Source organism: Gammaproteobacteria bacterium (genome assembly GCA_033344735.1).
Taxonomy (GTDB): Bacteria; Pseudomonadota; Gammaproteobacteria; order UBA4575; family UBA4575; genus UBA1858.
The window spans coordinates 165,118-191,266 of record JAWPMW010000001.1 but is presented as its reverse complement, the minus strand read 5'-3'; the positions used below and the strand labels follow the sequence as shown (position 1 = coordinate 191,266).

General features: G+C 40.5%; 32 protein-coding genes and 1 tRNA gene. 6 read left to right on the top strand and 27 right to left on the bottom strand.

The window, feature by feature from the left end; genetic code table 11:
- Positions 1–91: 91 nt before the first annotated feature.
- The 4 genes from R8G33_01015 to R8G33_01000 all read right to left on the bottom strand — a co-directional run bounded on the left by R8G33_01015 (position 92) and on the right by R8G33_01000 (position 2,238).
- Complete coding sequence (locus tag R8G33_01015; GenBank protein ID MDW3094231.1) at positions 92–325, bottom strand: hypothetical protein; 234 nt, start codon at positions 323–325, stop codon at positions 92–94.
- A gap of 49 nt (positions 326–374) precedes the next feature.
- Positions 375–860 (bottom strand): N-acetyltransferase, encoded by a 486-nt coding sequence (locus tag R8G33_01010; GenBank protein ID MDW3094230.1) that lies wholly within the window; start codon positions 858–860, stop codon positions 375–377.
- 205 nt (positions 861–1,065) lie between these two features.
- The gene (locus R8G33_01005; protein MDW3094229.1) at positions 1,066–1,674 is read right to left on the bottom strand and encodes an NAD(P)H-dependent oxidoreductase; all 609 of its coding nucleotides are present in this window, start codon (positions 1,672–1,674) and stop codon (positions 1,066–1,068) included.
- Positions 1,675–1,761: 87 nt separating this feature from the next.
- The gene (locus tag R8G33_01000) at positions 1,762–2,238 is read right to left on the bottom strand and encodes a pyrimidine dimer DNA glycosylase/endonuclease V (protein ID MDW3094228.1); all 477 of its coding nucleotides are present in this window, start codon (positions 2,236–2,238) and stop codon (positions 1,762–1,764) included.
- 427 nt (positions 2,239–2,665) lie between these two features.
- On the opposite strand from R8G33_01000, the gene R8G33_00995 reads away from it, so the two are divergent.
- Positions 2,666–2,794 carry a hypothetical protein gene (locus R8G33_00995; protein MDW3094227.1) on the top strand — a complete coding sequence of 43 codons (129 nt, stop codon included), beginning with the start codon at positions 2,666–2,668 and terminating at the stop codon, positions 2,792–2,794.
- Positions 2,795–3,234: 440 nt separating this feature from the next.
- Here the strand turns inward: R8G33_00995 and R8G33_00990 are convergent.
- The 19 genes from R8G33_00990 to nudB form a co-directional block, all read right to left on the bottom strand.
- Positions 3,235–3,310 (bottom strand) — tRNA-Lys (locus R8G33_00990).
- A gap of 156 nt (positions 3,311–3,466) precedes the next feature.
- Complete coding sequence (locus R8G33_00985; GenBank protein ID MDW3094226.1) at positions 3,467–4,609, bottom strand: YeeE/YedE family protein; 1,143 nt, start codon at positions 4,607–4,609, stop codon at positions 3,467–3,469.
- 171 nt (positions 4,610–4,780) lie between these two features.
- Positions 4,781–5,452, bottom strand: coding sequence for a hypothetical protein (locus tag R8G33_00980; GenBank protein MDW3094225.1), 672 nt, complete (start codon positions 5,450–5,452; stop codon positions 4,781–4,783).
- 32 nt (positions 5,453–5,484) lie between these two features.
- Entirely contained in the window at positions 5,485–6,582 is a 1,098-nt protein-coding gene (locus tag R8G33_00975; GenBank protein ID MDW3094224.1) for a DUF302 domain-containing protein, read from the bottom strand.
- Positions 6,583–6,672: 90 nt separating this feature from the next.
- A complete protein-coding gene (locus R8G33_00970; GenBank protein ID MDW3094223.1) occupies positions 6,673–7,155 on the bottom strand; it encodes a DsrE/DsrF/DrsH-like family protein in 483 nt (160 codons plus the stop codon).
- A 153-nt stretch (positions 7,156–7,308) separates the two neighbouring features.
- Complete coding sequence (gene queC / locus R8G33_00965) at positions 7,309–7,986, bottom strand: 7-cyano-7-deazaguanine synthase QueC (GenBank protein MDW3094222.1); 678 nt, start codon at positions 7,984–7,986, stop codon at positions 7,309–7,311.
- Between the two features lie 2 nt (positions 7,987–7,988).
- Positions 7,989–8,636 carry a 7-carboxy-7-deazaguanine synthase QueE gene (gene queE, locus R8G33_00960; protein ID MDW3094221.1) on the bottom strand — a complete coding sequence of 216 codons (648 nt, stop codon included), beginning with the start codon at positions 8,634–8,636 and terminating at the stop codon, positions 7,989–7,991.
- Between the two features lie 87 nt (positions 8,637–8,723).
- On the bottom strand, positions 8,724–9,569 hold the full coding sequence (gene ybgF, locus R8G33_00955) for a tol-pal system protein YbgF (GenBank protein ID MDW3094220.1): 846 nt from the start codon (positions 9,567–9,569) through the stop codon (positions 8,724–8,726).
- 40 nt (positions 9,570–9,609) lie between these two features.
- Entirely contained in the window at positions 9,610–10,155 is a 546-nt protein-coding gene (gene pal, locus R8G33_00950; GenBank protein ID MDW3094219.1) for a peptidoglycan-associated lipoprotein Pal, read from the bottom strand.
- 29 nt (positions 10,156–10,184) lie between these two features.
- Positions 10,185–11,486, bottom strand: a complete 1,302-nt coding sequence (tolB, locus tag R8G33_00945; GenBank protein ID MDW3094218.1) for a Tol-Pal system beta propeller repeat protein TolB — start codon at positions 11,484–11,486, stop codon at positions 10,185–10,187.
- Positions 11,486–12,397 (bottom strand): cell envelope integrity protein TolA, encoded by a 912-nt coding sequence (gene tolA, locus R8G33_00940; GenBank protein ID MDW3094217.1) that lies wholly within the window; start codon positions 12,395–12,397, stop codon positions 11,486–11,488. Before tolA ends, tolB begins: the two co-directional genes overlap by 1 nt.
- A gap of 6 nt (positions 12,398–12,403) precedes the next feature.
- Positions 12,404–12,841 (bottom strand): protein TolR, encoded by a 438-nt coding sequence (gene tolR / locus R8G33_00935; protein MDW3094216.1) that lies wholly within the window; start codon positions 12,839–12,841, stop codon positions 12,404–12,406.
- Entirely contained in the window at positions 12,841–13,551 is a 711-nt protein-coding gene (tolQ, locus tag R8G33_00930; GenBank protein ID MDW3094215.1) for a protein TolQ, read from the bottom strand. Before tolQ ends, tolR begins: the two co-directional genes overlap by 1 nt.
- A complete protein-coding gene (gene ybgC / locus R8G33_00925) occupies positions 13,542–13,958 on the bottom strand; it encodes a tol-pal system-associated acyl-CoA thioesterase (protein MDW3094214.1) in 417 nt (138 codons plus the stop codon). Before ybgC ends, tolQ begins: the two co-directional genes overlap by 10 nt.
- 3 nt (positions 13,959–13,961) lie before the next feature.
- The gene (gene ruvB / locus R8G33_00920; protein MDW3094213.1) at positions 13,962–15,029 is read right to left on the bottom strand and encodes a Holliday junction branch migration DNA helicase RuvB; all 1,068 of its coding nucleotides are present in this window, start codon (positions 15,027–15,029) and stop codon (positions 13,962–13,964) included.
- 49 nt (positions 15,030–15,078) lie between these two features.
- On the bottom strand, positions 15,079–15,681 hold the full coding sequence (gene ruvA, locus R8G33_00915; GenBank protein ID MDW3094212.1) for a Holliday junction branch migration protein RuvA: 603 nt from the start codon (positions 15,679–15,681) through the stop codon (positions 15,079–15,081).
- Positions 15,682–16,185, bottom strand: a complete 504-nt coding sequence (gene ruvC / locus R8G33_00910) for a crossover junction endodeoxyribonuclease RuvC (GenBank protein MDW3094211.1) — start codon at positions 16,183–16,185, stop codon at positions 15,682–15,684.
- 13 nt (positions 16,186–16,198) lie between these two features.
- On the bottom strand, positions 16,199–16,945 hold the full coding sequence (locus tag R8G33_00905; protein MDW3094210.1) for a YebC/PmpR family DNA-binding transcriptional regulator: 747 nt from the start codon (positions 16,943–16,945) through the stop codon (positions 16,199–16,201).
- A 52-nt stretch (positions 16,946–16,997) separates the two neighbouring features.
- Positions 16,998–17,450, bottom strand: coding sequence for a dihydroneopterin triphosphate diphosphatase (gene nudB, locus R8G33_00900; protein ID MDW3094209.1), 453 nt, complete (start codon positions 17,448–17,450; stop codon positions 16,998–17,000).
- A gap of 88 nt (positions 17,451–17,538) precedes the next feature.
- Between nudB and pilW the strand changes: the two genes are divergently transcribed.
- Entirely contained in the window at positions 17,539–18,297 is a 759-nt protein-coding gene (gene pilW, locus R8G33_00895; GenBank protein MDW3094208.1) for a type IV pilus biogenesis/stability protein PilW, read from the top strand.
- Between the two features lie 120 nt (positions 18,298–18,417).
- On the opposite strand, the gene aspS is transcribed toward pilW, so the two are convergent.
- From aspS to R8G33_00880, 3 genes are all read right to left on the bottom strand, one after another.
- On the bottom strand, positions 18,418–20,193 hold the full coding sequence (gene aspS, locus R8G33_00890) for an aspartate--tRNA ligase (GenBank protein ID MDW3094207.1): 1,776 nt from the start codon (positions 20,191–20,193) through the stop codon (positions 18,418–18,420).
- A 101-nt stretch (positions 20,194–20,294) separates the two neighbouring features.
- On the bottom strand, positions 20,295–20,834 hold the full coding sequence (locus tag R8G33_00885) for a DUF502 domain-containing protein (protein MDW3094206.1): 540 nt from the start codon (positions 20,832–20,834) through the stop codon (positions 20,295–20,297).
- Between the two features lie 116 nt (positions 20,835–20,950).
- On the bottom strand, positions 20,951–21,262 hold the full coding sequence (locus R8G33_00880; GenBank protein ID MDW3094205.1) for a zinc ribbon domain-containing protein: 312 nt from the start codon (positions 21,260–21,262) through the stop codon (positions 20,951–20,953).
- A gap of 336 nt (positions 21,263–21,598) precedes the next feature.
- Between R8G33_00880 and R8G33_00875 the strand changes: the two genes are divergently transcribed.
- The gene (locus R8G33_00875) at positions 21,599–21,952 is read left to right on the top strand and encodes a hypothetical protein (GenBank protein ID MDW3094204.1); all 354 of its coding nucleotides are present in this window, start codon (positions 21,599–21,601) and stop codon (positions 21,950–21,952) included.
- Between the two features lie 4 nt (positions 21,953–21,956).
- Here R8G33_00875 and rlmD read toward each other — a convergent pair whose 3' ends face one another.
- Positions 21,957–23,270, bottom strand: coding sequence for a 23S rRNA (uracil(1939)-C(5))-methyltransferase RlmD (gene rlmD, locus R8G33_00870; GenBank protein MDW3094203.1), 1,314 nt, complete (start codon positions 23,268–23,270; stop codon positions 21,957–21,959).
- A gap of 159 nt (positions 23,271–23,429) precedes the next feature.
- Here rlmD and R8G33_00865 point away from each other — a divergent pair, with 159 nt between their 5' ends.
- The 3 genes from R8G33_00865 (at position 23,430) to sucD (ending at position 26,149) form a co-directional block, all read left to right on the top strand.
- Complete coding sequence (locus R8G33_00865; protein ID MDW3094202.1) at positions 23,430–23,981, top strand: NlpC/P60 family protein; 552 nt, start codon at positions 23,430–23,432, stop codon at positions 23,979–23,981.
- Positions 23,982–24,119: 138 nt separating this feature from the next.
- Positions 24,120–25,289: an ADP-forming succinate--CoA ligase subunit beta gene (sucC, locus tag R8G33_00860; GenBank protein MDW3094201.1), complete on the top strand. Its 1,170-nt coding sequence runs from the start codon at positions 24,120–24,122 to the stop codon at positions 25,287–25,289.
- The gene (gene sucD / locus R8G33_00855) at positions 25,286–26,149 is read left to right on the top strand and encodes a succinate--CoA ligase subunit alpha (protein MDW3094200.1); all 864 of its coding nucleotides are present in this window, start codon (positions 25,286–25,288) and stop codon (positions 26,147–26,149) included. The genes sucC and sucD overlap by 4 nt, the downstream gene beginning before the upstream one ends.

Below are 26,149 nucleotides of genomic sequence, written 5' to 3'. Positions count from 1 at the left end.
AGAAATCATAGGGGTATTTGAGTACTCTTTTAATGATTGCTTATGGCCTAAAAGAAATCATTTAAGCTTTTAGTCATTTGTTCATTCAGACTTAGCGCTTAGGACTAATATTTTTTGATTTTCTGTAACCAATTAGACCACCAAGCACGCCAAGCAACGGCGCTGTAAAAACTAATAACAGTGTCCCCATTATCCCTTGCGACATCGAATCTTGCCCTAAACCACTAAATATAAATGGAACGGCATATAAAAATATTAGCGTTAAAAACCACGCAGTGATTAATCCTATTATTAAACCAAAAAATATATGAAAGAATGTTCTCATATTCTAAATATTGCTTAAATCATAATGCCTAGTATCGATTCAAATACAGTCATTCTAGCCACTTGAACATAATCAAAGCATCTACATATCCCTCGCCTGGATGATTAAATGCTTTTGGTAGGCGACCAACAGTTTGATACCCTAATTTACCCCAAAGTCTAATAGCACCCTTGTTAGTCGAAGCAACAAAATTAAACTGCATTGCCTTATACCCTAGCTCACGCGCTATCTTTTGAGAATGTTCACACATGCTAGTAGCTAAACCTTTTCCTCTTGCTTTCGAGGAAACCATATACCCACAATTACAAACATGATCTCCCGGACCAGCATGGTTTGTTTTTATGTAATATGTACCTAGAACTTTATTTTCATGCTCAATAACGAATGTTTTACGTGGGATTTCCATCCACAAATGAAATGCCTGTTCTTTAGTTAAATCCGGCGAATAAGCATAGGTATCACCTACAGTAACGACCTCCTGGAAGATCGGCCATATAAGATCGAAATCAGTATTGCTTGCTTCTCTGATATTCATAATTGCGTATCGTCTTTCGACTCAATAGCAGACATTCAGGAAAGGCTTAAAAACAAAAAGTAACTACTATTACATTGTCTGAATTATTTAGCAGCATATATAGCACGTAAATTATTCACGCTTTGGGGAGTTCTATTTTCCTCTTAAGATCAATCCTAAGATTATAAATTTATGAATTTACTATGCACACTCATTTACATTAACCTTACATACCATAACCGAATTTATCATGAAAAATTTGCGTGGTATCACGCATAGGCTTCAATGCAGTGGTATAACCTTTCAATATTCCCAATGTCCAATTTATGCGCTCACGATAATATGAATCCAAACTTTCATCATTATCATTAGGATCCTCATTTAAGATTTTTTCGACTTTACGTAAAATCAAGTGCTCTGGAAGATAACAAATCCGGTTATTCTTATAGCTGCTCATACGTAATTCAGCAATCGGATATGCGCCGCCATCACCTGATGAAACTGAGACAAGTAAAGCTGGTTTATGCCCAAATTCTGCATGACCAAAAAAAAGGAAAAAGTTTTTTAATCCTGATGGTACCTGGCCATGCCATTCAGGCGATATAATGATAAAACCATCACACTCACTCAGTTCATTTTTAACAGGCTGCAAACGTTCTGACCATGCTTTTTCTCCTTCCCAGATAGATTGATCCCACAATGGTAAAGGGTTCTTGGCCAATGGATAAACCCAGGTTTTCACCCCTTCATCAATCAGGCACCCACTCATGTAATTTGCTACTTTTTCACTCTGAGAAGGACTGCGATGGCTTCCACTAATAATTCCAATTTTCATTCTATTCCTTACTAAAATTTTAAGTCCAATTCTAAGGAAATTCTCTCTAAATTTCTTAGATTTTTTCCTCTGTAAACTCAAGTGCGGTCAGTTATGAATATCTTTTACCCAAAATGGAGGCTTTCTGCGAGTCCATTTTGCAAATTTCATTTTTTCACCTAAATAAAAATTTCGATAAGCGCTGACTGCATCACCTTGAACTTTGAATTGCTCAGGCATTGCTTGTGCAAATTCAGTTAATCCTATTGATTCAAATTTATTTAGCTTAATTTTATTCAGCACTTCAATTGAACTGTGATTTTTTGTTTTCTTATATCGAAATTTATATTCTTCATTTAACGAGACTGCTAATTTAGAAAGCCAAAGAAAGTTATCATAAGATTCTTCCACCCAAAGCACGCAAGGATGTTTCACATGTGTAGACTTATATGGAGTAGTAAATCCCTTCTTGTTTAAAGCGGTACACATAATTTGTACGCTTTCTAAAATCATTTTTATCACATGCTGGTCACAATGGTATTTTGCACATTTATTTATGTTTGTATCAAGAACAAATATATTCATCGCAGTATTCTAACGTTTACATAATTGATTAAATGTTTGTGCTGCTTGAGGTACATTATTTGTTTAATTCAACTTTCTAAACTTCTCAACATATTTTCATATGGCTTGCGTTGATACACCTTGATCAACATTCAGGACTGATTCCATTCTAATGCCAACTATCTGTCTAAAAGATGATGTGCTAATTAACTCGTTTAAAATTGTTGTCAGCATAATCGTCTTTTGCCTCATGCAAGAATACTTATAAGCCAAGACAATCAATTTTATTTGTACAGGTATTTATATATATTTACCTGTACAAATACAGATATATGGCCATGTGTACAGGTTTTATAATTAGACATATCGTATACATAAGAGCATTATACTTCCCAAGAAGTGTATTTACCATATACGCATCTAACCCAACAACCATGGAGATAGACAGATGGAAATACTAATTTTGACCGTATTGATGGCAATTCCATTAATTGGATTGTGTTCTTTGCCACTAATTGCGGACAGCGCTAATCTGCAAAACGCTGTCTCAATAAGAAATAGAGTCAAGCGCTACTAGCTATAAGATTCAACCACATAGGAAAAACATTAATGAACAAACTTTGCAACGATATCTCATGCCGTTTCAACATCGAAACTGTAGTGCTTGTAGTTTTTTATGTTGCGGCCTTTGTCTTAGTTTCCGCGATCTTTAGTTAATTAAAGATTTCATATGGAAATGACAAGCACCACCTGAGAGTATTCAGTCAGATTTGATGCTTGGCAAAATGGAACTTAATTTTTTAGTTTTAACTTTTTAGACTTCTCCCTCGCCCTTCATGGGCACTCCTCTTGCCATTTATGGCAGTACTTGAGTTATCCCCGCAATTGCGGGGATTTTTTTCATGCATTGCAAAAAGTAGGCTGCGCTTATTTATTGCAATGGACTTGAAATGCATTCAACCAAAGCCTGGCAAATGTCTTTAAGATTTTTTCAGGAATTTATAAGTGTTAATTAAATGGTGGGCCGTGAGCGACTCGAACGCTCGACAAATTGGTTAAAAGCCAACTGCTCTACCAACTGAGCTAACGGCCCATATTACACTGTAATTACCGCGTAAGCAGTAAACGGGTTCGATGGGGTATCCCACATGAATTCTTCATTAAACAATCTGTTGGAATACGAGGGGTGCTCATTATACTGATTACGAGCGCGTTGCAAAGCACCTTGTGAATATTTGATCTATATTAATTATTCTTCTTTATGAAATGGGTTCAATAATTCCGCTGCACCTGTAAAGACTGCTGGAATAAACGATTTCTCATCTAACATATGGTATTGCACTTTCATTGTAAGCGCACTGCCAAATACAATCATTAGCAAAGTTATGAACGACCCTATCGCCATAGTAGAAATACCTGTAACCCCTTGGCCAATAGTACAACCAAAAGAAAGCACTCCACCAAAACCCATCATTACAGCGCCAATCAAATGTCCAACCATTTCAGATTGATTACTGAATGTTTCAATTCTAAATGTTCCAGAAATAATGGCATAAATAAAAGAACCAAAAATCATCCCAAACGTCACGGCAATACCGAAATTAATTTGGGCACCAGTAAAGGTCATCAAGTAACTAAGCGTATTTCCTGTAGGACCAATAAAAGTTAAGCCCTGTGGTGCAATTGGATCAAAGTCATCCTGACCAATATATCCCGTAACAAACCATGCTGCGACGACACAACCACCAACAGCTAAACCAGCAAGAATATTATCAAAACTAGTACGAAATTCTTCTTGTTTAATGGCATAAGCAAGAAAACCGACACCTATTATTAAAGCAAGAATAATTTGCATAGCAGTGCCATCAGGAATACCGGTTAACGCACTGACACCTTGAGATAGACTTTGCGAATTCATGCCTAAATCTTGCAATTCAATATCAGCTTTGTAGATATAGTTAATTCGTAGCAGCGCCAATAAACCACGTAATGTCATATAGGCCGTAACACCTAAGACGATTACGACCACTAAGGATTTTAGATTACCACCACCCACTCGAACCAAATTTCGTTGGCCGCACCCAGCCGCCAGGGTCATCCCAATACCAAATATAAAACCGCCAAGAACGTAGCTTAGAATTAAAAACTGGGTAGACAAATACATTGAATCACCCAGGCTAATAAAGCCAAAAGAGCGCAAAATTTGCACACCTAAAACAGCAATACCAATACCTGCAAACCAGGCACCCATACGCCCGCGTGCACCCATATTTACGACATCGCTGATAGCACCCATTGTACAAAAGTGGGTTTTATTGCCGACAAAGCCAAACACTAGAGCAATACAAAAGCCCCAAATTGCAACGATATGTATATTTGAAAGTTCTTCCATGAAGGGATCGCGAATGATTTAAAGGGCGCGATTATAGCAGCACAGTGAATAATTGACATTCCACTATGTGAAATAGAGTTAAATAAATTTAAAAATTGACATCCTTGTCAAATTAATCTTCCTTAAATCGTACTATCCCTCGTTAGAATGGGGGATTAAGAAACAATATTACTAATTGTTTGCAGGTTGCTGAGCAGGAGTAAATGACTTCATCATTTGATTAAACCAGTCCGTGTACTGTTCTGGATTCATCATTTGACCCATTGGATTGGCGTTGTTATATCCACTGCCACCCATCATGCCCATTGGGTTCATCATGTTCATGCCGCCCATGCCGCCCATGCCGCCCATCATAGGTCCCATCATGCCCATTGGGTTCATCATGTTCATACCGCCCATGCCGCCCATCATAGGTCCCATCATGCCCATCATTGGCCCCATCATTCCCATCATTGGATACATCATATTCATGTACATGGCTGGATTCATCATGCCACCCATTCCACCCATTGAATTCATGAATGGATTCATCATTGACGCCATCTGGTGTGGTGAAGCTGCTTTGGCCAATTCCTTCATTGGTTCCATCATTGGACCAAAATCTTTAGCGTATCTTGCCAAGTCATCACCTTCATGACATAACGCGCAATTCTCCATAGACATCATTTTGGAGGGATCCATCATCATTGGCATCATTTTCATCCAAACATTTGGATCCATCGATTTTTGCATTGGATACGACATACCAGCCATTGCATTGGTTGGTGCGGCATCTTCGGCATTAACAAATGTAAAGCCTGTTAACAGCAGCAAAAGTGCTAGTAAGGTAATTCTTATTCTCATAGTGACTCCTAAATAGTTCTTTAATAGTGTTCCTAAAGGTCTCCGCTCGCTGCACCTTCCATAATGTAACGAATATTTTCACGAATAAGTTTTGCATCAGCTCTCAGTTCTTGAGAGAGATGTGAATTAGGGTTTTGGGCAAAATCAAGCCAGCTGACATCCCAGTCCATTGTCATGATCCAAATTTGCCCTTCAGCATCTTCGATCAATGCAATTTTGCACGGAAGAAAAGTAATGAACTCTGGCATGTAATCTAAAATTTTTCTTGCGACCAAAGCATCGCAGAAACGGAATATTTCTATTCTTGGAGATGGCTCACCCGTTAAAGCTTCAATCTCTTTGGATAATGGGCTAGAACCAACAAACTTGAAATTAACTTCATTGGCACGCAACTTCATTGACTCAACAGCATCATCCCAAGTGACATCTTCTTCTAAAGGTAATTTATGGGTAATAATGCTGAGCATATCGCGCATTGATAGCGGACTGATCATCATCATGCTTTGAAAAGCATTCTTCTTTGCTTCGTCACTAACACTTGGCGAAACAGTATTAGCAGGTTGGTTATAAAATGACTGGGTAGGGAAACCTGGAATTTTTGCTATAGGCAATGTGTTTGGAAGATCATCATCCTCTCGTTGCTCATATGTTCCCCCCATCATTGCTGCAATCATTTTAGGGTCCATCATGCGCATCATGCTGTCTAATGATTCAGCACGTGTCATCCCATCTATTCCAGGACTCATCATTTGCATCATCATTGGATTCATCCCCATCATCATTGGATTCATCATGCCCATCATTGGGTTCATCATCCCCATCATGGGATTCATCATGCCCATCATTGGATTCATCCCCATCATGCCGTTCATCATCATTGGATTCATCATGCCCATCATTGGGTTCATACCCATCATGCCGGGATTCATGCCCATCATTGGGTTCATACCCATCATGCCGGGATTCATGCCCATCATTGGGTTCATACCCATCATGCCGGGATTCATCATGCCGTAACCAGGAATAGTTGGATGTGCATTTGTAGTTGCGTCTGTTTCCGCAACTACTGTATGACTACCTACACTCAGCATAATGGTTAATGCTGCAAAGAAATTCTTATTTATTCTCATTGACTCCTCCCGTCATAGTGAGAAACGGCAAACTCTGCCGAGTGTTAGTTTTATTTTTATAAGTTCATGTAGCGCTATAACTAATTATATTTATACATAAAGAGTAATATTTGCTTCTTCTGCAAATTCGAAGAATGTTGCTGCACCTCCGTACTCAATTCCATCAAGCAAATCGTCATGTTCAAAATCGAACAGATCAACTGTCATTTGACAGGCAACAAATTTAACTTCAGCTTCTAAACAAAGCTCTCTTAGCTCTTCCACACTCGCTACACCTTTTTTCTTCATTTTTGCTTTCATCATTGAAGACATTATGGCTTCCATGCCTGGTAATGTTGTACCCATCACTGGGAACCATTTATCCATTCCCATTGGCATTGGCATAGCGGTATTTCCAAGAGGTGTCACTTTAAGATTCACATCTTTGCGCAGCAGCGCAAGTCCATAAAAAGTGAAAAATATCTGCACTTCGTAATCAAGTGCTGCTGCCGTAGAAGCAAGAATAAATGGTGGGTAAGCCCAATCAAGGCTCCCTTTTGTAGCAATAATGGCAAGTTTTTTTCGATCCGACATAATGCCCCCTGTATTTATTAGTATGTAAGCAGTAAGTTAGGTCGCGCACATTAGCATATTATTATTATCTTATATAGTACAAAGTATATTCAATTTGCCACTACCCTGATAAATTCTGCATATAGACCATATAAATCATATGGTTAGACAAAACTATTTATAATGTGTGGGATCTTTCACACCTGCATCAACAAAGCCTTGGACCCTTAATTGACATGATTCACATTGTCCACAGGCCAACCCATCTAACGTAGCTTGATAACAAGACACCGTATTTGCATAGTCTACACCTAAGCTCATACCTTCTTTAATGATTTCGGCTTTTGTCATATTGATAAGGGGCGTTTGAATTTTTACACCATTACCTCCGACTCCTGCTTTAGTAGCAAGATCACACATCGATTGGAAGGCATGAATAAACTCTGGGCGGCAATCTGGGTAGCCAGAATAATCTAACGCATTGACGCCAATATAAACTGAATCTGCTTCGAGCACTTCAGCCCACCCTATAGCAATTGATAGAAAGATAGTATTCCTAGCGGGAACATAGGTAATTGGAATATCATTCGTAGGATGGATAGGAATGTCTAACTTTTGGTTTATCAATGCAGAGCTTTCAAACAAAGACAGATCCAAATCAACAATATGATGCTTCTTAACATGTGCTGCTTTAGCAATTTTCTCAGATGCTACCAGCTCGGCAGTATGTCTCTGTCCATAACGAAAACTCAAGGCATAACACTGATAGCCTTGGTGCTGTGCTATTGCGAGCGCAGTAACAGAATCCAATCCACCTGACAATAGTACGACAGCATTCTTTTTAGTAGTCATACTTACTTTCCAGGTTGGTTACCCCATAACACTTTATGCAATTGCATTTGAAAGCGAACCGGCAGTTGATCTCGTAAAATCCAATCAGCGAGTTGAGCAGGATCCACCTGCTCATGACTGGGTGAAAATAATACCTCACAGATAGAATCGAGCGATTTAGTTTCTAACTGTTGCTTACACCACTGGTAATCTTGTTCACTACAAATAACAAATTTGATTTGGTCTTCGTGATGAATGCATTGCAGATTTTCCCAGCGATTACGTTCCACTTCCGCCGAATCTGGTGTTTTGATATCCATTATTTTTTTAACACGTGGGTCCACGTCTTCTAATGGCATTGCACCACTAGTTTCCAACGACACTTGGTAACCGTGATCACATAATTTTTCAAGCAATGAAATACACTCGGGTTGCGCAAGAGGTTCACCGCCGGTGACAGTAACAAAAGATGTCTTGTAGTTTTTTATCTCGCTAAAAATAGAAGAAAAATCCATCCATTCGCCACCAGAAAAAGCATATTCAGTATCACAGTAGAGACAGCGTAATGGACATCCCGTAAGACGCACAAATACAGTCGGCAACCCTACCGTGCTTGTCTCTCCTTGTAAGGAATAAAAAATCTCAGTGATTCGTAGCTTGGATTCTGACATTAAATAACATGAAGTCACTTGTTAATAGCTGCTTCATATTAAGCACTTCACATGGGAAGTGCCAGCAAGACTTATAACAAAGATAAATTAATGCCCTTCTTTTTCTAAACGCTCTAAACGTTCTTGAGCTAATCCTGCCACAGTGGAGTTAGGGAACTGAGCGCGCAATCGTGTTAGCGTAACACGCGACTCTTCAAATTGACCTAGCTCATATTGTGTGTAACCAATCTTCAAACGCGCATCAGGTAGCTTGCTACTCGTAGGATAGCGATCAATGACTGTTTGAAATTCAGTCAGAGCACGCTCATATCGTTTAGTTACATAGTTGGCCTCTGCTAACCAGTATTGTGCATTAGCAGAATATTTGCTGTTAGGGTAATTAGACAAAAAATCTTCAAATGCAGTAATTGACTCTTCATGACGTCGTTGCTTTAACAACAAAAACGCATTTCGATACGCATCAATAGTCTCATTAGAATCTTCAGTCGCACTTGGCACGACAATTGGCTTGCGCTCTATTGCCTTTGGCTCTGACTTAACCACTTCAACATTGACCGCACTGCCCGTTGATTTCACAGGCATTTGCTGATCAGGCTTATTAGATTGCGCATTCATCTGCATGCGTTTATCTATCGCCATAAAAGATTCGCGTTGCTGCTTTTGCAATTGATCTAATTCATTACGCAAACTTTCATTTTGACCACGAAGCTCTTGCAGCTCGCGCTGCATATTATTCAGTTTCTGTTGAAGTGTGATCAGACTTTCTTTGTTAGCTGAGCTAGCCGCTTCACTATCCAGAGCTCGTTCTAATCTCTCCAAACGCTGAGTTACTATATTTAGTTCCTCTTTTGTTGCCTTTGGAGCAGCACTTACCACTTGTGATAAAACAGCCAACACAAGTATATTAATAATAGTTAAACGACTATGCTTCATAAAATTCCCTTTAACACTAACATATAAGCAAATCAATACTTTAGTAGACTACCTCTACGCGTCGATTCAACTGTAAAGCTGAATCATCAGTACCTTCGACGGCTGGACGCTCTTCACCAAAGCTTACAATTTCAATTTGTTCTTCTTGCGCACCTTCCAACAACAATACTTCACGTACAGACTTTGCACGCTCTTCACCAAGCGCCAGGTTATATTCCCGTGTTCCTCGCTCATCTGCATGCCCTTCCAGACGAACTAGGCGTTCTGGGCTACTACTCAGATATTTTCCATGCTCACGTACGATCAACATAGAATCTTCTCTAATATTTGCGCTGTCATAATCAAAGTAAATAGTACGAACAAATAGATCACTAGCTGGATCGTCAAGCGGATCTAAAATAACAGCACCATCTTCATCAAGACCTGATGATGAGTAATCATCTTCACCTACATCTATCGGTGCTCCATCTTCGATACCATCACCTACCATAGTACCGTCATCATCTTTGGTTTTATTACCTGAACAACCGCCTATTACTAATAATATCGATAGAAAAAATATGACTGAAATTTGTCGAATAATCATGTGTATTCCTCTTTAAAGATTCTTAATAACTATCTACGAAATGGTGACCAAGAAGGTTCTCTCACTTTCTCTTTCTGTAAACGCAATCGCTGTCGTACTCGTCCATCCGAACTGACTGCAGATAAAACGGTACTATTATTATGGCGAGTTGAATAAATTATCATGCTTCCATTAGGGGCAAAACTTGGTGCTTCGTCAAGCACACCATCAGTCAGCAATCTAAATGAACTTTTTTCTATATCTAACAAACCGATACGATATCCACCATCGTTTCTATGCACCATGGCTAAATATTTTCCATCTGCAGACACGCTTGGCGCTGCATTATAGTTACCCTCAAAGGTCACTCGCTTTGGCGTGCCCCCACCAAATGACACTTGATAAATCTGAGGCGCACCAGATCGATTTGAAGTGAAGTAAATAAAGCGACCATCAGGCGACCAGGCCGGCTCAGTATCAATACCATAGTGATTAGTAAGCTTACGTAACTTGCGTGATTCTACATCTAACAAATAAATCTCAGGATCCCCGCCCGAAGACAATGTCAGCGCGATAGTACCCCCATCAGGAGACCAGGCTGGTGCGCTATTAATACCTGGCTCAGATGAAATTTTAGATCGTTTACCCGTGGTAATGTCTTGTACAAAAATTTCAGTTCGATCATTTTCAAATGAAACATATGCAAGTCTTCTACCATCAGGAGACCACGCAGGTGATAATAATTGTTTCGATGAGGAAAAAATGGTGCGAGGGTTATAACCATCAGCATCAGCAATTTGTAATTGGTATTTTTTACCTTTATTACTACTCGCCTCACTTATATATGCGATGCGCGTGCTGAAAGCTCCTTTAATACCGGTTAGCTTTTCAAATACTAAATCTGAAATTTTATGCGCCACCTTGCGTAACTGATTTTTATTGGTAGTAACAGAATGGCCAAGCGCACGATTCTTTCTAACCAAGTCATACAATTCAAATTGCACACGAACTTTACCTTCACCAACTGCCGTCGCTCTCATGGTAAGTAATGCTTCAATACCAATGTTTCGCCAGTTATTGTACTCAACCTGGTCCAGCTTGACTGTTTGCTGAGGGTAACTTTTTTTATCAACAATAGAGAAATAACCACTGCGATGCAGATCTGAATAGACCACACTCTCAAGCAGAGTTGCTTCAATTGGCATATCACCAGCAACCGGTGTAATTGCCAATGGCATAGCTGACTCAACGCCTTGGGTAATTTCAATCTCTAACAACGCAAAAGCATTACTTGAGAATAATAGACAGAGCAGAAATAAAATAAATTTAACTGAATTAGATTTGAAATACATTATCTTGGTCTAAAAGTAATTTTGAGTTCACGTTGAAATAATTCATCATCAGTAGGCGCTGGTAATGGGTCTGATTTCCACACCGCTTCTTCGACAGATTTTCTAAATTGCTCATCCCCACCACGACATTTTTGCACTTCGACTTTTTCAATATAGCCGCCAACTGCCTGAACCACATAGACGACACATTCTGCTTCTGTTGACTCCATTGAGGGTGGTTTTCGCCATTTACTTTGAACCTTTGAAGTAATAGCCCCAATATATTGCGACAGTAACGTATTTAACTCACGCTGTCTCGCCGCTTTAGCTGCACGCTCTTCCTCAGCGCGAATTTCAGCTTCTTCTTGTTCTAGGATCGCCTCTAATCGTTTTTGTTCCGCTTCTTCCTCAGCGCGCCTCTTTGCCTCCTCTTGCTTCTTTAGCTCTTCAGCAAGTTTTTTGGCATTTTCTTCTGCTTTAATACGTTCTTGTTCAGCCTTTTTCTTTGCCTCTTCTGCCTTCTGTTTTTCCAACTCCGCTTTTTTTCTAGCTTCAGCTTCTTTTTGGGCTTTCTCTTCAGCTTTGCGTTTTTCTTCTTTGGCTTTGTTTATTTCTGCCTGACGTTTTTCTTCTTCACGCTTTTTTGCTTCTTCTTGTTGGCGTTTTTTCTCTTCAGCCTCACGCTTTTTACGCTGCTCTTCTTCACGTTTCTTACGTTCACGTAATTCTTGTTCGTCACGTATTTTTTTCTTCTCTTGTTCTATCGTCTCACCGTCAATCACTTCGGCTTTTACGATATTAATTGGATCTACAAGTGCCTGACTAACTTTAGGCTTCATTTGATAGCCAAAAATAAATAGAGAAAAAACAACAACATGCACAATTATGGCAATGAACGCAGAACGCGGAAGATAAAGCGGACCCTTGGCCATTGCTGCTTATTTAACTGATTCTGGCTGAGAAATTAAACCCACTGAAGGTACACCAGCATTTTGCAATGCCACCATCACTTCTACCACTCGGCCATACATGACATTTTGATCGCCTTTAACATAGGCTTGTTTAGTCGGCTCTTGCGCCAACATGCCTGGGGCGAGTTGTCTAAACTCTCCTAGAGACATTGCCCGCTCAGGATTAGAGCCTTTATTGATATAAATCTTACCCAGCTGATCTACTGACACAATAAATGGCTCATCTTGCTCCATAAACTCTTTAATAGGTTCTGATGGTGCTTGTGGCAAATCAACCTGTACCCCTTGATTAAACATGGGAGCAGTGACCATAAAAATCACTAGCAACACCAACATCACATCAATATATGGCACCACATTGATATCTGCCATTGGCTTACGCCGTCTTGAAATTGATTGTGACATTACTCTTGAGTACCTCGCGTTTGTGAGGCCTCAGCCTCACGAGTGATTGCCTGACGCTGTAATAGTCCAGTAAATTCTTCTACAAAATTATCGTAACGAGTAATCAAGCGATCCGCTTGTGTTGAATAACGGTTATACGCAATTACTGCAGGAATAGCGGCAAACAAACCCATCGCGGTCGCTATCAGAGCTTCTGCAATACCAGGTGCAACAGCAGATAGTGTTGCCTGCTGAACACCACTAAGTGCACGAAAAGAATTCATAATGCCCCACACCGTTCCAAACAAACCAATATAGGGACTTGTAGAACCAACAGTCGCAAGAAATGATAAATAATGTTCCAGGAAATCTATTTCACGCGACAGTGCGACTTTCATTGATCGCAGCGATGTATCACTAATTGACAAGGCGGACACCTTACGCGTCTTATGGAGACGTATATATTCTTTAAAGCCCGCGACAAATATCCTTTCCATGCCTGAGATATTTCTTTTAGAACCGACCTTTTCATACAGGGAAGGTAGGTCAGCACCAGACCAAAAACGGTCTTCAAACTCATTGGCTTCTTTTGTTGCTACCTTAAGTACGCGTGCTTTGCTAAAAATCATCGTCCAAGAAATCACCGACGCAAAGACGAGAATAATCATTACGATTTGGACTAATAAACTGGCATCGGCAATTAACCGATAAATACTCATATCTACATGCATGCTTTCAACACTTCAAATATTGGTTTAGGAATGGGACACGGAGAAAATTGCTCGCTTTGCAAACACACTATATTGACAGTGGCTTTTACAATAAATTCGTTTTTATCTGCTTCTATTTTAGAAACCGACTGCTGCATAGACATGCTGGCGGGTTTCAATTCAATATTTTCTACAGAAACCGCCAATTCTTCATTGAAACGCGCGGGTTTCATATATTTTATATCAACTGCTCTAACGGCGAATACAACTCCGTATTCAGATCGCAATTGGTCTTGCTCGAAGCCAAAGGACCTCAACCACTCGGTACGCGCTCGCTCTAAAAAATTAAGATAGTTAGCATAGAACACCACCCCACCCGCATCTGTGTCTTCGTAGTAAACTCTTACTGGCCAATAAAACGGCTTCAAGTTCTAACCATCCTGTGTTGTTGACTCACTCGCGAACAGATCTGCCTCGGCCTGTACCTGCTCTAACTGCTTTGGCGCACGCAAACCAAAATGTCGATAACAATTCATTGTCGCTACTCGACCACGCGGAGTACGCATTAAAAAACCATTTAAAATTAAGAATGGCTCTATAACATCTTCAATAGTGCCACGCTCTTCGCCTACTGCAGCAGACAAACTATCCAATCCTACCGGGCCACCTTCGAATTTTTCAATCACTGCTAACAATACACGTCTATCCATATGGTCAAAGCCATTATGATCAACACTCAACATATCTAAAGCTTTATCTGCAATATCTTTAGTAATCACACCATTGGCTTTAACCTGTGCATAATCTCGCACGCGTCTTAATAAACGATTTGCTATACGTGGTGTTCCGCGCGAACGCTTGGCAATTTCAATGCCGCCTTCGGGATCAAGCTCTACATCTAATATACCTGCAGAGCGGTTAACAATTGAACCAAGCTCATCATTAGTATAAAACTCTAATCGTTGAACAATACCGAAGCGATCTCGCAAAGGTGAAGTTAATAACCCTGCGCGCGTTGTCGCACCCACTAATGTAAATGGAGGCAAGTCTAATTTAATTGATCTTGCACTTGGCCCTTCACCAATCACAATATCAAGTTGAAAATCTTCTAATGCTGGATACAGCACTTCTTCAACCACGGGACTAAGACGATGTATTTCATCAACAAATAACACATCATTTTCTTCTAGGTTAGTCAGTATAGCCGCCAAGTCACCCGCTTTCTCCAATACAGGTCCAGACGTTTGGCGCATATTCACAGACAACTCATTAGCAATGATATGCGACAAAGTTGTTTTACCCAGACCTGGCGGCCCAAAAATTAACACGTGGTCTAATGCTTCTTTACGCTCACGTGCGGCAGCAATGAAAATTTCCATTTGCTCACACACTTTTTCTTGGCCAGTATAATCAGACAATGTACGCGGACGAATTGCACGATCCAAAGCAACATCTTCATTGCCAATAGTATCTGCTTCTATTATTCGATCAGTCGTCATTGTTTATTTGATTACCTAGTTTTAACAGCGATGGTTCATTTATGCTAACTCAATTATTCAAGCTGGACTTTAATGCCAAACGAATTAAATCTTCACAAGAAGAAGTTTCGTCTTTTACATTTTTAACCATGCGTAATGCCTCTGGGGATTTATACCCTAAGGCTGTGAGTGCAGATATCGCCTCTTCAATATGATTACGCACTGTGTTTGTATTTACATTAGCATCACTCATTACAGGTGCACTTGATTCTTTATCTAATCGGTCGCGTAATTCTACGACCAGGCGTTCTGCAGTTTTTTTACCAACCCCAGGCAATCGAACCAAGGCATCAGTATCACCAAACTGAATACAATTTTTAAATCCATTGGCATCCATTCCTGACAATATAGTCAACGCCATTTTGGCCCCAACACCATTTACCTTTAACAACGTACGAAAAAGGCTACGGTCAGCAAGATCATGAAACCCATAAAGCGTTTGCGCGTCTTCACGTACTATCATATGTATGTGCAGGGTAACCTTATTACCGCATTCTGGTAATTGGTAAAATGTAGACATTGGCGCTTCTACTTCATAACCAACTCCATTGACATCTATCATCAAACCTGGCGGCTGCTTATAGATCAATTGACCTTGAAGTCTCCCAATCATTTACTGTGACGCCTTAATATTTTTTTGATATTGCGGTGATAAACTAGTATGCGCATGACACAAAGCGACTGCTAACGCATCCGCCTCATCTTCCTGAAGGACTTTACGTATATTCAGTAAACGTAAAATCATATGCTGAATTTGTTCTTTGGAGGCAGCACCATAACCCACGGTTGACTGTTTGACAGATTTTGCACTGTATTCAAATATTTCTAACTTTGCATTTACACCAGCCGTCATTGCTGCGCCGCGTGCATGTCCCAGCTTTAATGCAGATGCAGCATTTTTTGACAAAAAGACTTGCTCTATTGCCATGTGTTCAGGCTGATATTCGTCAATAACATTGGATAGCTCAGAAAATATTTGTCCGAGTTTACTGGCCAAACTATCGACAGGAAGTTTCAAGTGCCCACTATGCACATAGCGACTTTGTTGACCATTACTTTCAATAATTCCATATCCGGTTTTTACTGATCCTGGGTCTATACCAAGAATACGAACCATTGATGAGTGTGTATTAACTTAAATTCTCCAAAACAGATTCCGGGAAGTCAGCATTTGAATAAACATTTTGCACATCATCCAGCTCTTCTAATACATCAATTAAACGAATGATTTTTTCTGCATCTTTATCGCTCACTTCAGCCATAGTACCGGCACGCATTGACACTTCTGCAAAACTAGCACTTAAACCGGCTGCTTCTAACGCTTCTTTTAGCCCAACAAATTCTTCTGGCTGACATATTACATCGATTGAGCCATCATCATTATTGACAATATCATCGCCGCCTGATTCAAGCGCGATTTCCATTAAATTATCCTCATTCACTCCCGCCTCAAAACTAAATACGCCCTGCTTGGAGAACAGATAAGCGACAGAACCACTAGTGCCAAGGTTACCGCCGTGTTTCGAGAATGCATGACGCACTTCTGCCACAGTACGATTGCGATTATCTGTTAAACAATCTACTAACACTGCCGTGCCACCCGCTCCATATCCTTCATATTGGATTTCTTCATATTCCATCCCCTCAAGCTCACCCGCACCTCGCTTAACTGCTCGGTCGATGGTGTCTTTAGTCATATTAGCGCTCAGACCTTTGTCGACCGCAATACGTAAACGAGGATTTGCTGAAAGATCAGAGCCACCCATACGTGCCGCTACTGTGATTTCACGAATTAGTTTGGTAAATATTTTGCCGCGCTTTGAATCTTGGGCCTTTTTACGGTGCTGAATATTCGCCCATTTACTATGTCCTGCCATGATCCTCTCGAGTGACTAAAAACCGCTAGTTTAGCATCTGTTGAGAATGTTTCTAACAACATTCAATCTTGGGGACCCAGCGTTCAATAGCTTCTTTATTTGTATGAGAAGTTGCCATTTCTATAGCCTCATCTCGCGTGACCCACATGATCTCAGTATGTTCACGCGGATCAAATTCTATGGCCGCGCAGTTATCCAGAGGCAATAAAAAAACATGTTCTTGATTATGAATCACACCTGGCTCATAGCGATCACGCCAGATTGAGTAAATTTCGAACTTCTGAGAAAACTGACAATCAATAAGCCCATCTGACTCCAAGCCGGTTTCCTCTTTGAGCTCTCGTGCAGCAGCTTGCTGGGCTTGCTCACCCCATTCCAGACTGCCTGTCACAGACTGCCAAAAGTCCTCAGGGAAGACACGCTGCATCATCAACACATGGCCAGTTTTACTATAAATAACCACCAATACGGACTCAGGTCGCTTATATGTTTTATTATCGTCCATCACTTGGATCCATCAAATATGCCATTATGCTTTCATCTGATTAATGATACATTGAAGCACACATTTATCATGTCTAGTTTATTTTATTGTGATTAGCCAAATAAGAAATATTGTTGCTCTGCTACTGGCTTGCTATTTAACGGCATGCGCAACTCAGCCGACCCAACCACAAAATACAAAATCTGCCCCAGATATTAATTCACTTGTTTCCAATAGTCTTGTTTACGCTCAACGTGGAGCGTTAATTGAGGCTCAGCAAACCATTAAACAAGCATTAGCACTAGACCCTAATAGCGTTGACGCAAACAATATTGCAGGATTAATTTACGGCAAAAGCCATGAGGCTGAACTGGCAGTAACACACTTTGAAAAAGCACTTTCTCAAGCACGCAATGACGCTTCAACATTGAATAACTATGGAAGTTTTTTGTGTGACTACGGCAACACCAAACAAGCGGAAGAAAAATTTCTGCGCGCTGGCAGCCACCCGAGCAACCCTAATCCAGAAATTGCATACACCAATGCAGGCTTATGCGCATTACGCATACCAGATCTAGAACAAGCTGAAATTTATTTTAAAACCGCCTTGGATTTTAAAGAAAATAATTCTGTAGCGTTATTTCAGTTAGCGCAAATTAATCTATCTAAAGGACGCAGCATTGCTGCACTTGAACGTCTACATGCTTACTCACAGTTTGCCTCTCATACACCGCAAACACTAAAGCTAGGTATAGAAATTGGACGCTTAATGCAAGATAAAGAAGTGGAAGTGGGTTACTTCAATTTATTACAAAACGAATACCCGACTTCTGAGGAATATCAATGGGCTATTGCGACTATAAAGTGATAACTTTTTCTTCTAATCATTATCTATAGACGTCACTGCGTCTCGATAATTGCTCCTGCAATTTTCTACTTTTTACATTCTTGCATAGGAATGACGATTATTATCTAAGGTTGAGGTGTATTACTCTTGCGCTTTTGCTCTTAAGCGAATATTTAGTTCTTTAAGTTGTCGCTCACTCACTTCAGCAGGCGCATCTGTTAATGGGCACTGTGCAGTTTGTGTTTTAGGGAATGCCATCACATCACGGATTGACTCACTGCCGGTCATTAACATAATTAAACGATCAATACCGAACGCAATGCCGGCATGAGGTGGACATCCAAACTTTAATGCTTTTAATAAGAAGCCAAATTTGCTCTCAGCTTCTTGTTCAGAAATATTTAACACATCAAACACAGCTTTCTGCATATCTTGTTTATGAATACGTACAGAGCCACCACCCAATTCAGTACCATTAAGTACCATATCGTAAGCTTTAGAGAGACTTCCTCCCGGGTTATCTAATAATTGCTGCGCAGAATCAAAGTTAGGCGCAGTAAACGGATGATGTAAAGCATTCCAACGACTTTCTTTATCGTCATACTCAAACATTGGGAAATCAACTACCCATAAAGGCTTCCACTCACCTTCTAGTAATCCACGATCTATACCTAGCTTCACACGCAGCGCACCTAGAGCGTCATTAACCACACTTGCCTTATCCGCACCAAAGAATAACAAATCACCATTACTTGCATGTGTACGCTCTAAGATTTTAGCAACAACATCATCTGGCAAGAATTTAAGTATTGGGCTTTGTAAACCTTCTCTGCCTTGCTCAACATCATTACATTTAATGTACGCCAAACCTCTAGCACCGTAGTTACCTACAAATTTTGTATAGTCATCAATTTCTTTGCGTGAGAGTTCGCTACCATTGGGTAACCGCAACACAGCAATCCGCCCTTTTTCATCATTTGCTGGTCCACTGAAGACTTTAAATTCAACCTCTTTCATGAGATCAGTAATATCAACCAGTTCTAATGGAATGCGTAGGTCGGGCTTGTCAGATCCAAAACGTTGCATCGCTTCTGCATATGGCATGCGTGGAAAAGGATTTGGTAACTCGACATTCAAAGTTTCTTTAAACATATCGCGCATCATGTTTTCCATCATCACAATGACATCCTCTTCACCCAAGAAAGAAGTCTCGATATCCAGCTGAGTAAATTCGGGTTGGCGATCTGCACGTAAATCTTCATCGCGGAAACAGCGCACTATTTGATAGTAACGGTCCATGCCACTCATCATAAGCAGCTGTTTAAAAATTTGTGGCGACTGCGGCAATGCAAAGAACTCACCCGGATGAGTACGACTAGGCACTAAATAATCACGAGCACCTTCTGGGGTCGCTTTCGTCAACATAGGCGTCTCAATATCCAGGAATCCATTACTATCTAAATATTTACGCAATGCTTGAATTACCTTCACACGCATTTGAATGCGTTCTTGCATTACTGGGCGACGTAAGTCTACGTAGCGGTAGCGTAAACGAGACTCTTCATTAACGTCATCGTCATCGATTTGAAATGGTGGTGTTTCAGATTCATTCAGCACGTTAAGCTCAGTGGCCAATACTTCAATCTCTCCGGTGGTTAATTCAGGATTCACCGTGCCTTCAGGGCGCAAACGTACTTTGGCGGTCACCTGAAGCACATATTCATTACGAATTTGCTCAGCAAGTTGGAATATCTCTGCGCGATCTGGGTCGAAAACCACCTGAACTAGCCCCGTTCTGTCGCGTAAATCGATAAAAATGACACCTCCGTGATCACGGCGGCGATTCACCCACCCACATAGAGTGACTTCTTGATCAAGATTATCTTTAGTGACTTCCCCACAATATTGCGTGCGCATGCTTTAGCTTCCTGGCTGAAATATAGTTAAATTTATTATTTTCACAATTCGATACATAGAAAAAGCCTGAAAACACTGGCTTTCAACGAAAGGTGAGGATATTACGGAGTCGTCTTGCTCGAATCAACATCAGCCTTATCTGTATTGGCTGCGATTCCTAACGACATGACTAATTTAAGTGCGGTTTCAATATCCATATCTAACTCGCGCGCATCTTCGGCCGGCACTGCCATAACAAATCCGGACGTTGGATTGGGTGTCGTCGGCACAAATACCATAATCATTTCTTTATCCATTTTGGACTGAATTTCATTCGCTGCAGCACCCGTTTGAAAACATACCGTCCAAATCCCCTTACGTGGATATTCAATCAACAATACCTTTCGGAATGAATCGCTTCCCGTTGATAGCAGACTTGTCATAATCTGCTTAACTGAAGAATATACAGTCCTGACCAGAGGAATTCGCGACAACAACCCTTCCCAGACACGCAGCACGCTTCGACCAAGCAGGTTGGCACCAATCATCCCTGTTATGAGCAATATAACGATCGCTAAAATTAGACCAAAGCCAGGAATAGTAAATCCTAGGATTGTTTCAGGCCGCCACTCCACAGGTAGTAACAATAGTAGCCTGTCCATCAATTCCAGCAAGAACCTAATTACCAAAAAGGTAATACCCAACGGTACCCATACAAGCAAACCGGCGACTAGATAACGACGTAACATGTCTAATTACCTAGGAAAAAGTATCAATATTATGAGCTAGAATTAGAACTAGCATTGGATGCAGACTTAGAAGATTTGCTAGAAGACTTGTCAGAAGATTTAGCAGAAGAACTGCTAGAAGAGCTATCTGAATCACTTTTTGCGAGGTTTTTCTTATTATCAGATTTAAAATCAGTTTCGTACCATCCGCTCCCACTTAAACGAAAGCCTGCGGCAGATACTAATTTTTTCAACGCACTTTCATTGCAAGAAGGGCAAACTGTTAATGGATCTTCGCTGATTTTTTGCAAAGCTTCATGGCGATAACCACAATGCTGGCACTCATATTCATAAATCGGCATGCAACATTTTCCTTTAAAACAATGGTGACGGATTATATGGGGCCATTCTGTCATATAACAAGAAAGAATTACCACTCATATACAAACGAAAATTCCAACTCAATAAAGCCCTTAGGTGTTATCTCTATATTCGTGATTCACAAATGCCGATAAGTGGTATTTGCAAACTATGACAATTCGTTGCATTTTCAGAACTAATCAACAAAAACCTTACCAAATGCTCATCAATTAACAGTTTCAAGCGTGATATAATTTAACAATACAATGATGAGGAGAAACGCCATGAATCAATCTAAATATGCTCATCTATTCATCTACGTTGTCATATGCTGCTCAATGCTTATTACAAACGTCAACGCTGAAGACGCTAGTGTGCCAACACCGCCGTCTACGGAAGATATATCAAAAGCGCAGCCTGAATACTCAATCAAAACAGAAACCGTCTACGAATCCAGCTTCTTACCTGGTGTGCGTCTATGCGAAGAGAGTGAAGTGGACTACCGCGGCGAATTTCGCAAAGTGAACTGCCAAGACGAAACACTTATTAATGCGGTTTCAACACGCAAACAAGACCCTTATAACGCCCGACCACATATCATTGTGGACGACCGCATTGAACCCAACGGAAATATTTTTCGAATCAACTTCCGCAAGAAGGCATCTGTGGTGCCGAACACTTCAGACAACTAAGTTATTACTTAACGAACAAAGCCATTGTTTCCACATGCCCAGTGTGTGGAAACATGTTAAGTATATTCATTCTTTCCATGCGATAACCCAGACTATTCACCAACACGTCGGCGTCTCTTGCCAATGTGCCAGGATGGCAAGAAATGTAGAGAATTTTGCTTGGGTTAATTTTAGATATCAATTCAACCACTTCGCGCGCACCAGCGCGAGGCGGATCAATAATCACCGCATCCCACTTCTTGGCTAACCATTCACATTGTTCATTAACCGCGAACAAGTCTTCCTTTTTAAACTCAACATTATTTAGATTATTAATATGAGCATTATGACGCGCGCGATCAACCAAGTTATTGTCGCCTTCAATACCAAACACCTTCGCTACATGCTTTGCCACAGGCAAGCTAAAATTACCCAAACCACAAAATAAATCTAAAATGTTTTGACCTTCATCAAGCTGCAACCAATCAATGGCTTGCTGCACCATCTTTTGATTAACCTCGTTGTGCACTTGAATAAAATCTATCGGTAAAAATTCTATCTTGAGATCAAATGGTGGCAATGAATAAGATAAAGATGGTTCAAAGATTTCATTATTCAATGGCACTACTGTTGAAGGTCCCTTAGTTTGCAAATACACGCGCACGGAATGTTGTTGAGCAAATTCAGCTAATTTATCAATATCTTCATCTGACGGCTCGGCCAAGACTCTAAATATCAATGCAGTCGCATTTTCTGCCACACTACACTCCACTTGCGGCACTTTATCCTTAATTGAAAATTGCGAAATCATCTCTGACAGCGGCTTAATCAAACTGGCAATATTGGGATGCAGAACTTCGCAACTCCACATATCAGCAACATATGGCGCACTATATTCTCTAAAGCCGACTAACACGCGCCCTTTTTTAGCCACATATTTCACAGCCAATCGCGCACGACGTCGATACCCCCATGCTTTATCCATCACTGGAGAAAACACATTTTCAGGAGTCACTTTACCAATGCGGCTCAATGTATCCATCACAGACTTTTGTTTAAATTCAATTTGCGCTTGCTCAGAGATATGCTGAATAGAACAGCCCCCACAATTTGTGAAGTATTCACATTTGGCTGTTACTCTATGTGGAGAAGCATTTATTACATCGATTAATTTAGCTTCGTCATATTTTTTCTTTTTACGGCCACGCTCAAAAGTAACGCGCTCACCAGTAATAGTGAATGGTACAAATACTACTTTGCCGTCTTGATCTGCGACACCCTTCCCTTCTAGCGTTATATCTACAATATTTGCTTCGTTAATTCCCTTTACGTTTGTCATGATTTTTATAATGGTCTAGTATTTAGTTATAGCGAAATAATTTTAACTCGGTCACAAAAATTGCACTGATAGAATAAAATTTCGTTTAAGGTCGGAAGAATATTGCCATTTAACCGTTCTTATAGAACATGCAAGAATAACTCTGTAATGTTTAGTCTTATGAAAATTATAAGCACATTGCCACACTTAATTCAGAAATCATTTGCGCTAGGCTTTATTAGCATAGTGATTGTATTTGCTGGGTGCTCGTCAGCACCACAAAAACCAGTAGAAACCTCTAATGCTAACAATGAAACCAAAACACCAGCTAAAATCTATAAGCGTTCCACCCCGGTTAAATACTCCACAGGTCATCAAATAGTATCTATCGCTGAGTCATTAATTGGCTCACCCTACAAATATGGCGGAGCGTCTCCTAATGGCTTTGATTGCAGCGGACTGGTCTACTATACCCACCGGCAGTTAAACATTACAGTACCACGAACAACCAAACAGCAAGCACAGCATAGTGCTAACAAAAATTTAGCTTCCGCCAAACCAGGCGACATATTGTTCTTTAGAATTTACGGTAATAATGTTTCTCACGTCGGCATCTATGCTGGCAATGACCAATTCATCCACGCACCAAAATCTGGGAAATACGTTTCATACGCAAACATCAACGAACCTTATTGGCGTCAACGATTAATTAAAGTCGCCAGTTTGCATTAATCATCAAGTTTACACACTTCATTTGGCTGATTTTCTGAGCCAGATAATATAGTAAAGATTCGCACAAATTTAATAAGAACAACACACAACTCTGTGTTAATGTTACGCAAAATTCTTACATGATGACGAGACCTACAAGTGTATATCCACGAATATCAGTCTAAGCGTTTACTCCATACCTACGAAATTCCAGTTCCAAGAAGTGAAGTCTTTACCCAAGGAGACAGCATAGAAAAATTTGTTTCCAACTTTGGCGGAGAATCCTGGATTGTAAAAGCACAAGTTCATGCCGGTGGTCGTGGATTGGCAGGCGGAATTCTTTGGGCGCACAATAAAGAAGAGCTCAAACTACAAATTGACACGCTAATGGGTACCCGGCTAGTCACTAAGCAGACTGATGCTGCAGGCCTACCCATTAATACCCTATTAGTTGAAAAACCAGCGAATATTAAACGTGAAATCTACTTGAGCTTATTAGTGGATAGGGAAAGCAAGAAAATTACTGCAATCACTTCTGCTGAAGGTGGCATTAATATTGAAGAAGTTGCCGAAACCTCGCCTGAAAAAATTTCATCCGTTAATATTCATAAAACCTCTGGCATTCAAGGCTACCATTGCCGATTGCTTGCACAGAATTTGAATCTTAATAAAGATCAATTCAAGCAGTTCTCACATATTCTCAGACAGATGTACATGCTCTTCCTTGATAGTGATGCATCATTGATTGAAATCAATCCACTTATTGTAGCGGATGACGAATCACTACTAGCGCTTGATGCAAAAATGAATTTTGATGACAACGCATTATTTCGTCACAAAAAAATTGCATCGCTAAAAGACACTAGCCAAGAAAACCCCATTGAGTTACAAGCCAAGCAGCATGATCTTAACTACGTGAAGCTAGATGGCAGCATTGGTTGCATTGTCAATGGTGCTGGCCTCGCCATGGCGACGATGGATCTAATCAAACATAATGGCGGCGAACCAGCCAACTTCTTAGACGTAGGCGGAAACACAACAGCCCAACGAGTTACCCAAGCGTTTAATTTATTAATTGACGACGAAAGTGTTCGTTCTATTTTTGTGAATATCTTTGGTGGCATTGTGCAATGTGACGTGATCGCAAATGGTATTTTGCAAGCACTTGAAGAAACAGAACTCAAATTGCCTGTTGTCGTTCTTTTGCAAGGCACAAATGCAGAACAAGGCAAAGAAATCCTAAAAGACAAACACGATTTAATCACCGCTGTTAGCGAACTTACCGAAGGTGCAAAACTCGCCATCGAAAAAGCAGGGGCACAAGCATGAGTGTATTAATCGACGAATACACACAAATACTTTGCCAAGGCATTACCGGCAGTGTGGGCACATTTCACACTCAACAAGGCTTAGACTACGGCAGTAAAATTGTCGCTGGTGTCACTCCAGGCAAAGGTGGCAGCATGCATTTAGATTTACCGGTGTATAACACCGTCAATGAAGTCATGCAGAATCATGAGATCGATGCCACCGTTATTTATGTCCCTGCAGCATTTGCAGCCGATGCAATATTAGAAGCCGTTGAAGCTGAAATTCCACTAATTGTATGCATTACAGAAGGCATTCCCGTTCAGGACATGATTCCTGTTAGCGATATTCTAGAAACAAGTAGCTCGTTATTAATTGGCCCGAATTGCCCGGGCATAATCACACCAGACCAATGCAAAATTGGCATTATGCCCGGAACCATTCACAAAGCTGGCAATGTTGGCATTGTTTCCCGCTCTGGCACACTTACTTATGTGGCTGTAGACCAAACAAAAGAACATGGCCAATCAACTTGCATTGGCATTGGCGGCGATCCAATACATGGTTTGGATTTCATTGAATGCCTTACCATGTTTGAACATGACCCAGACACCGATGTGATTGTTATGGTGGGGGAAATTGGCGGCAGCGCAGAAGAAGAAGCGGCAGAATTTATTCAAACCGCTATTCATAAACCCATTGTTAGTTACATTGCCGGTGCAAGCGCGCCGCCAGGAAAACGCATGGGGCATGCTGGCGCAATAATTAGTGGTGGCAAAGGTACTGCAGAAGAAAAATACAAAGCATTAGAAAATGCAGGGGTTCATACGGTAAGAACATTAGCGGGAATTGGTGAAGCGGTTAATAGGATACTTACTTAA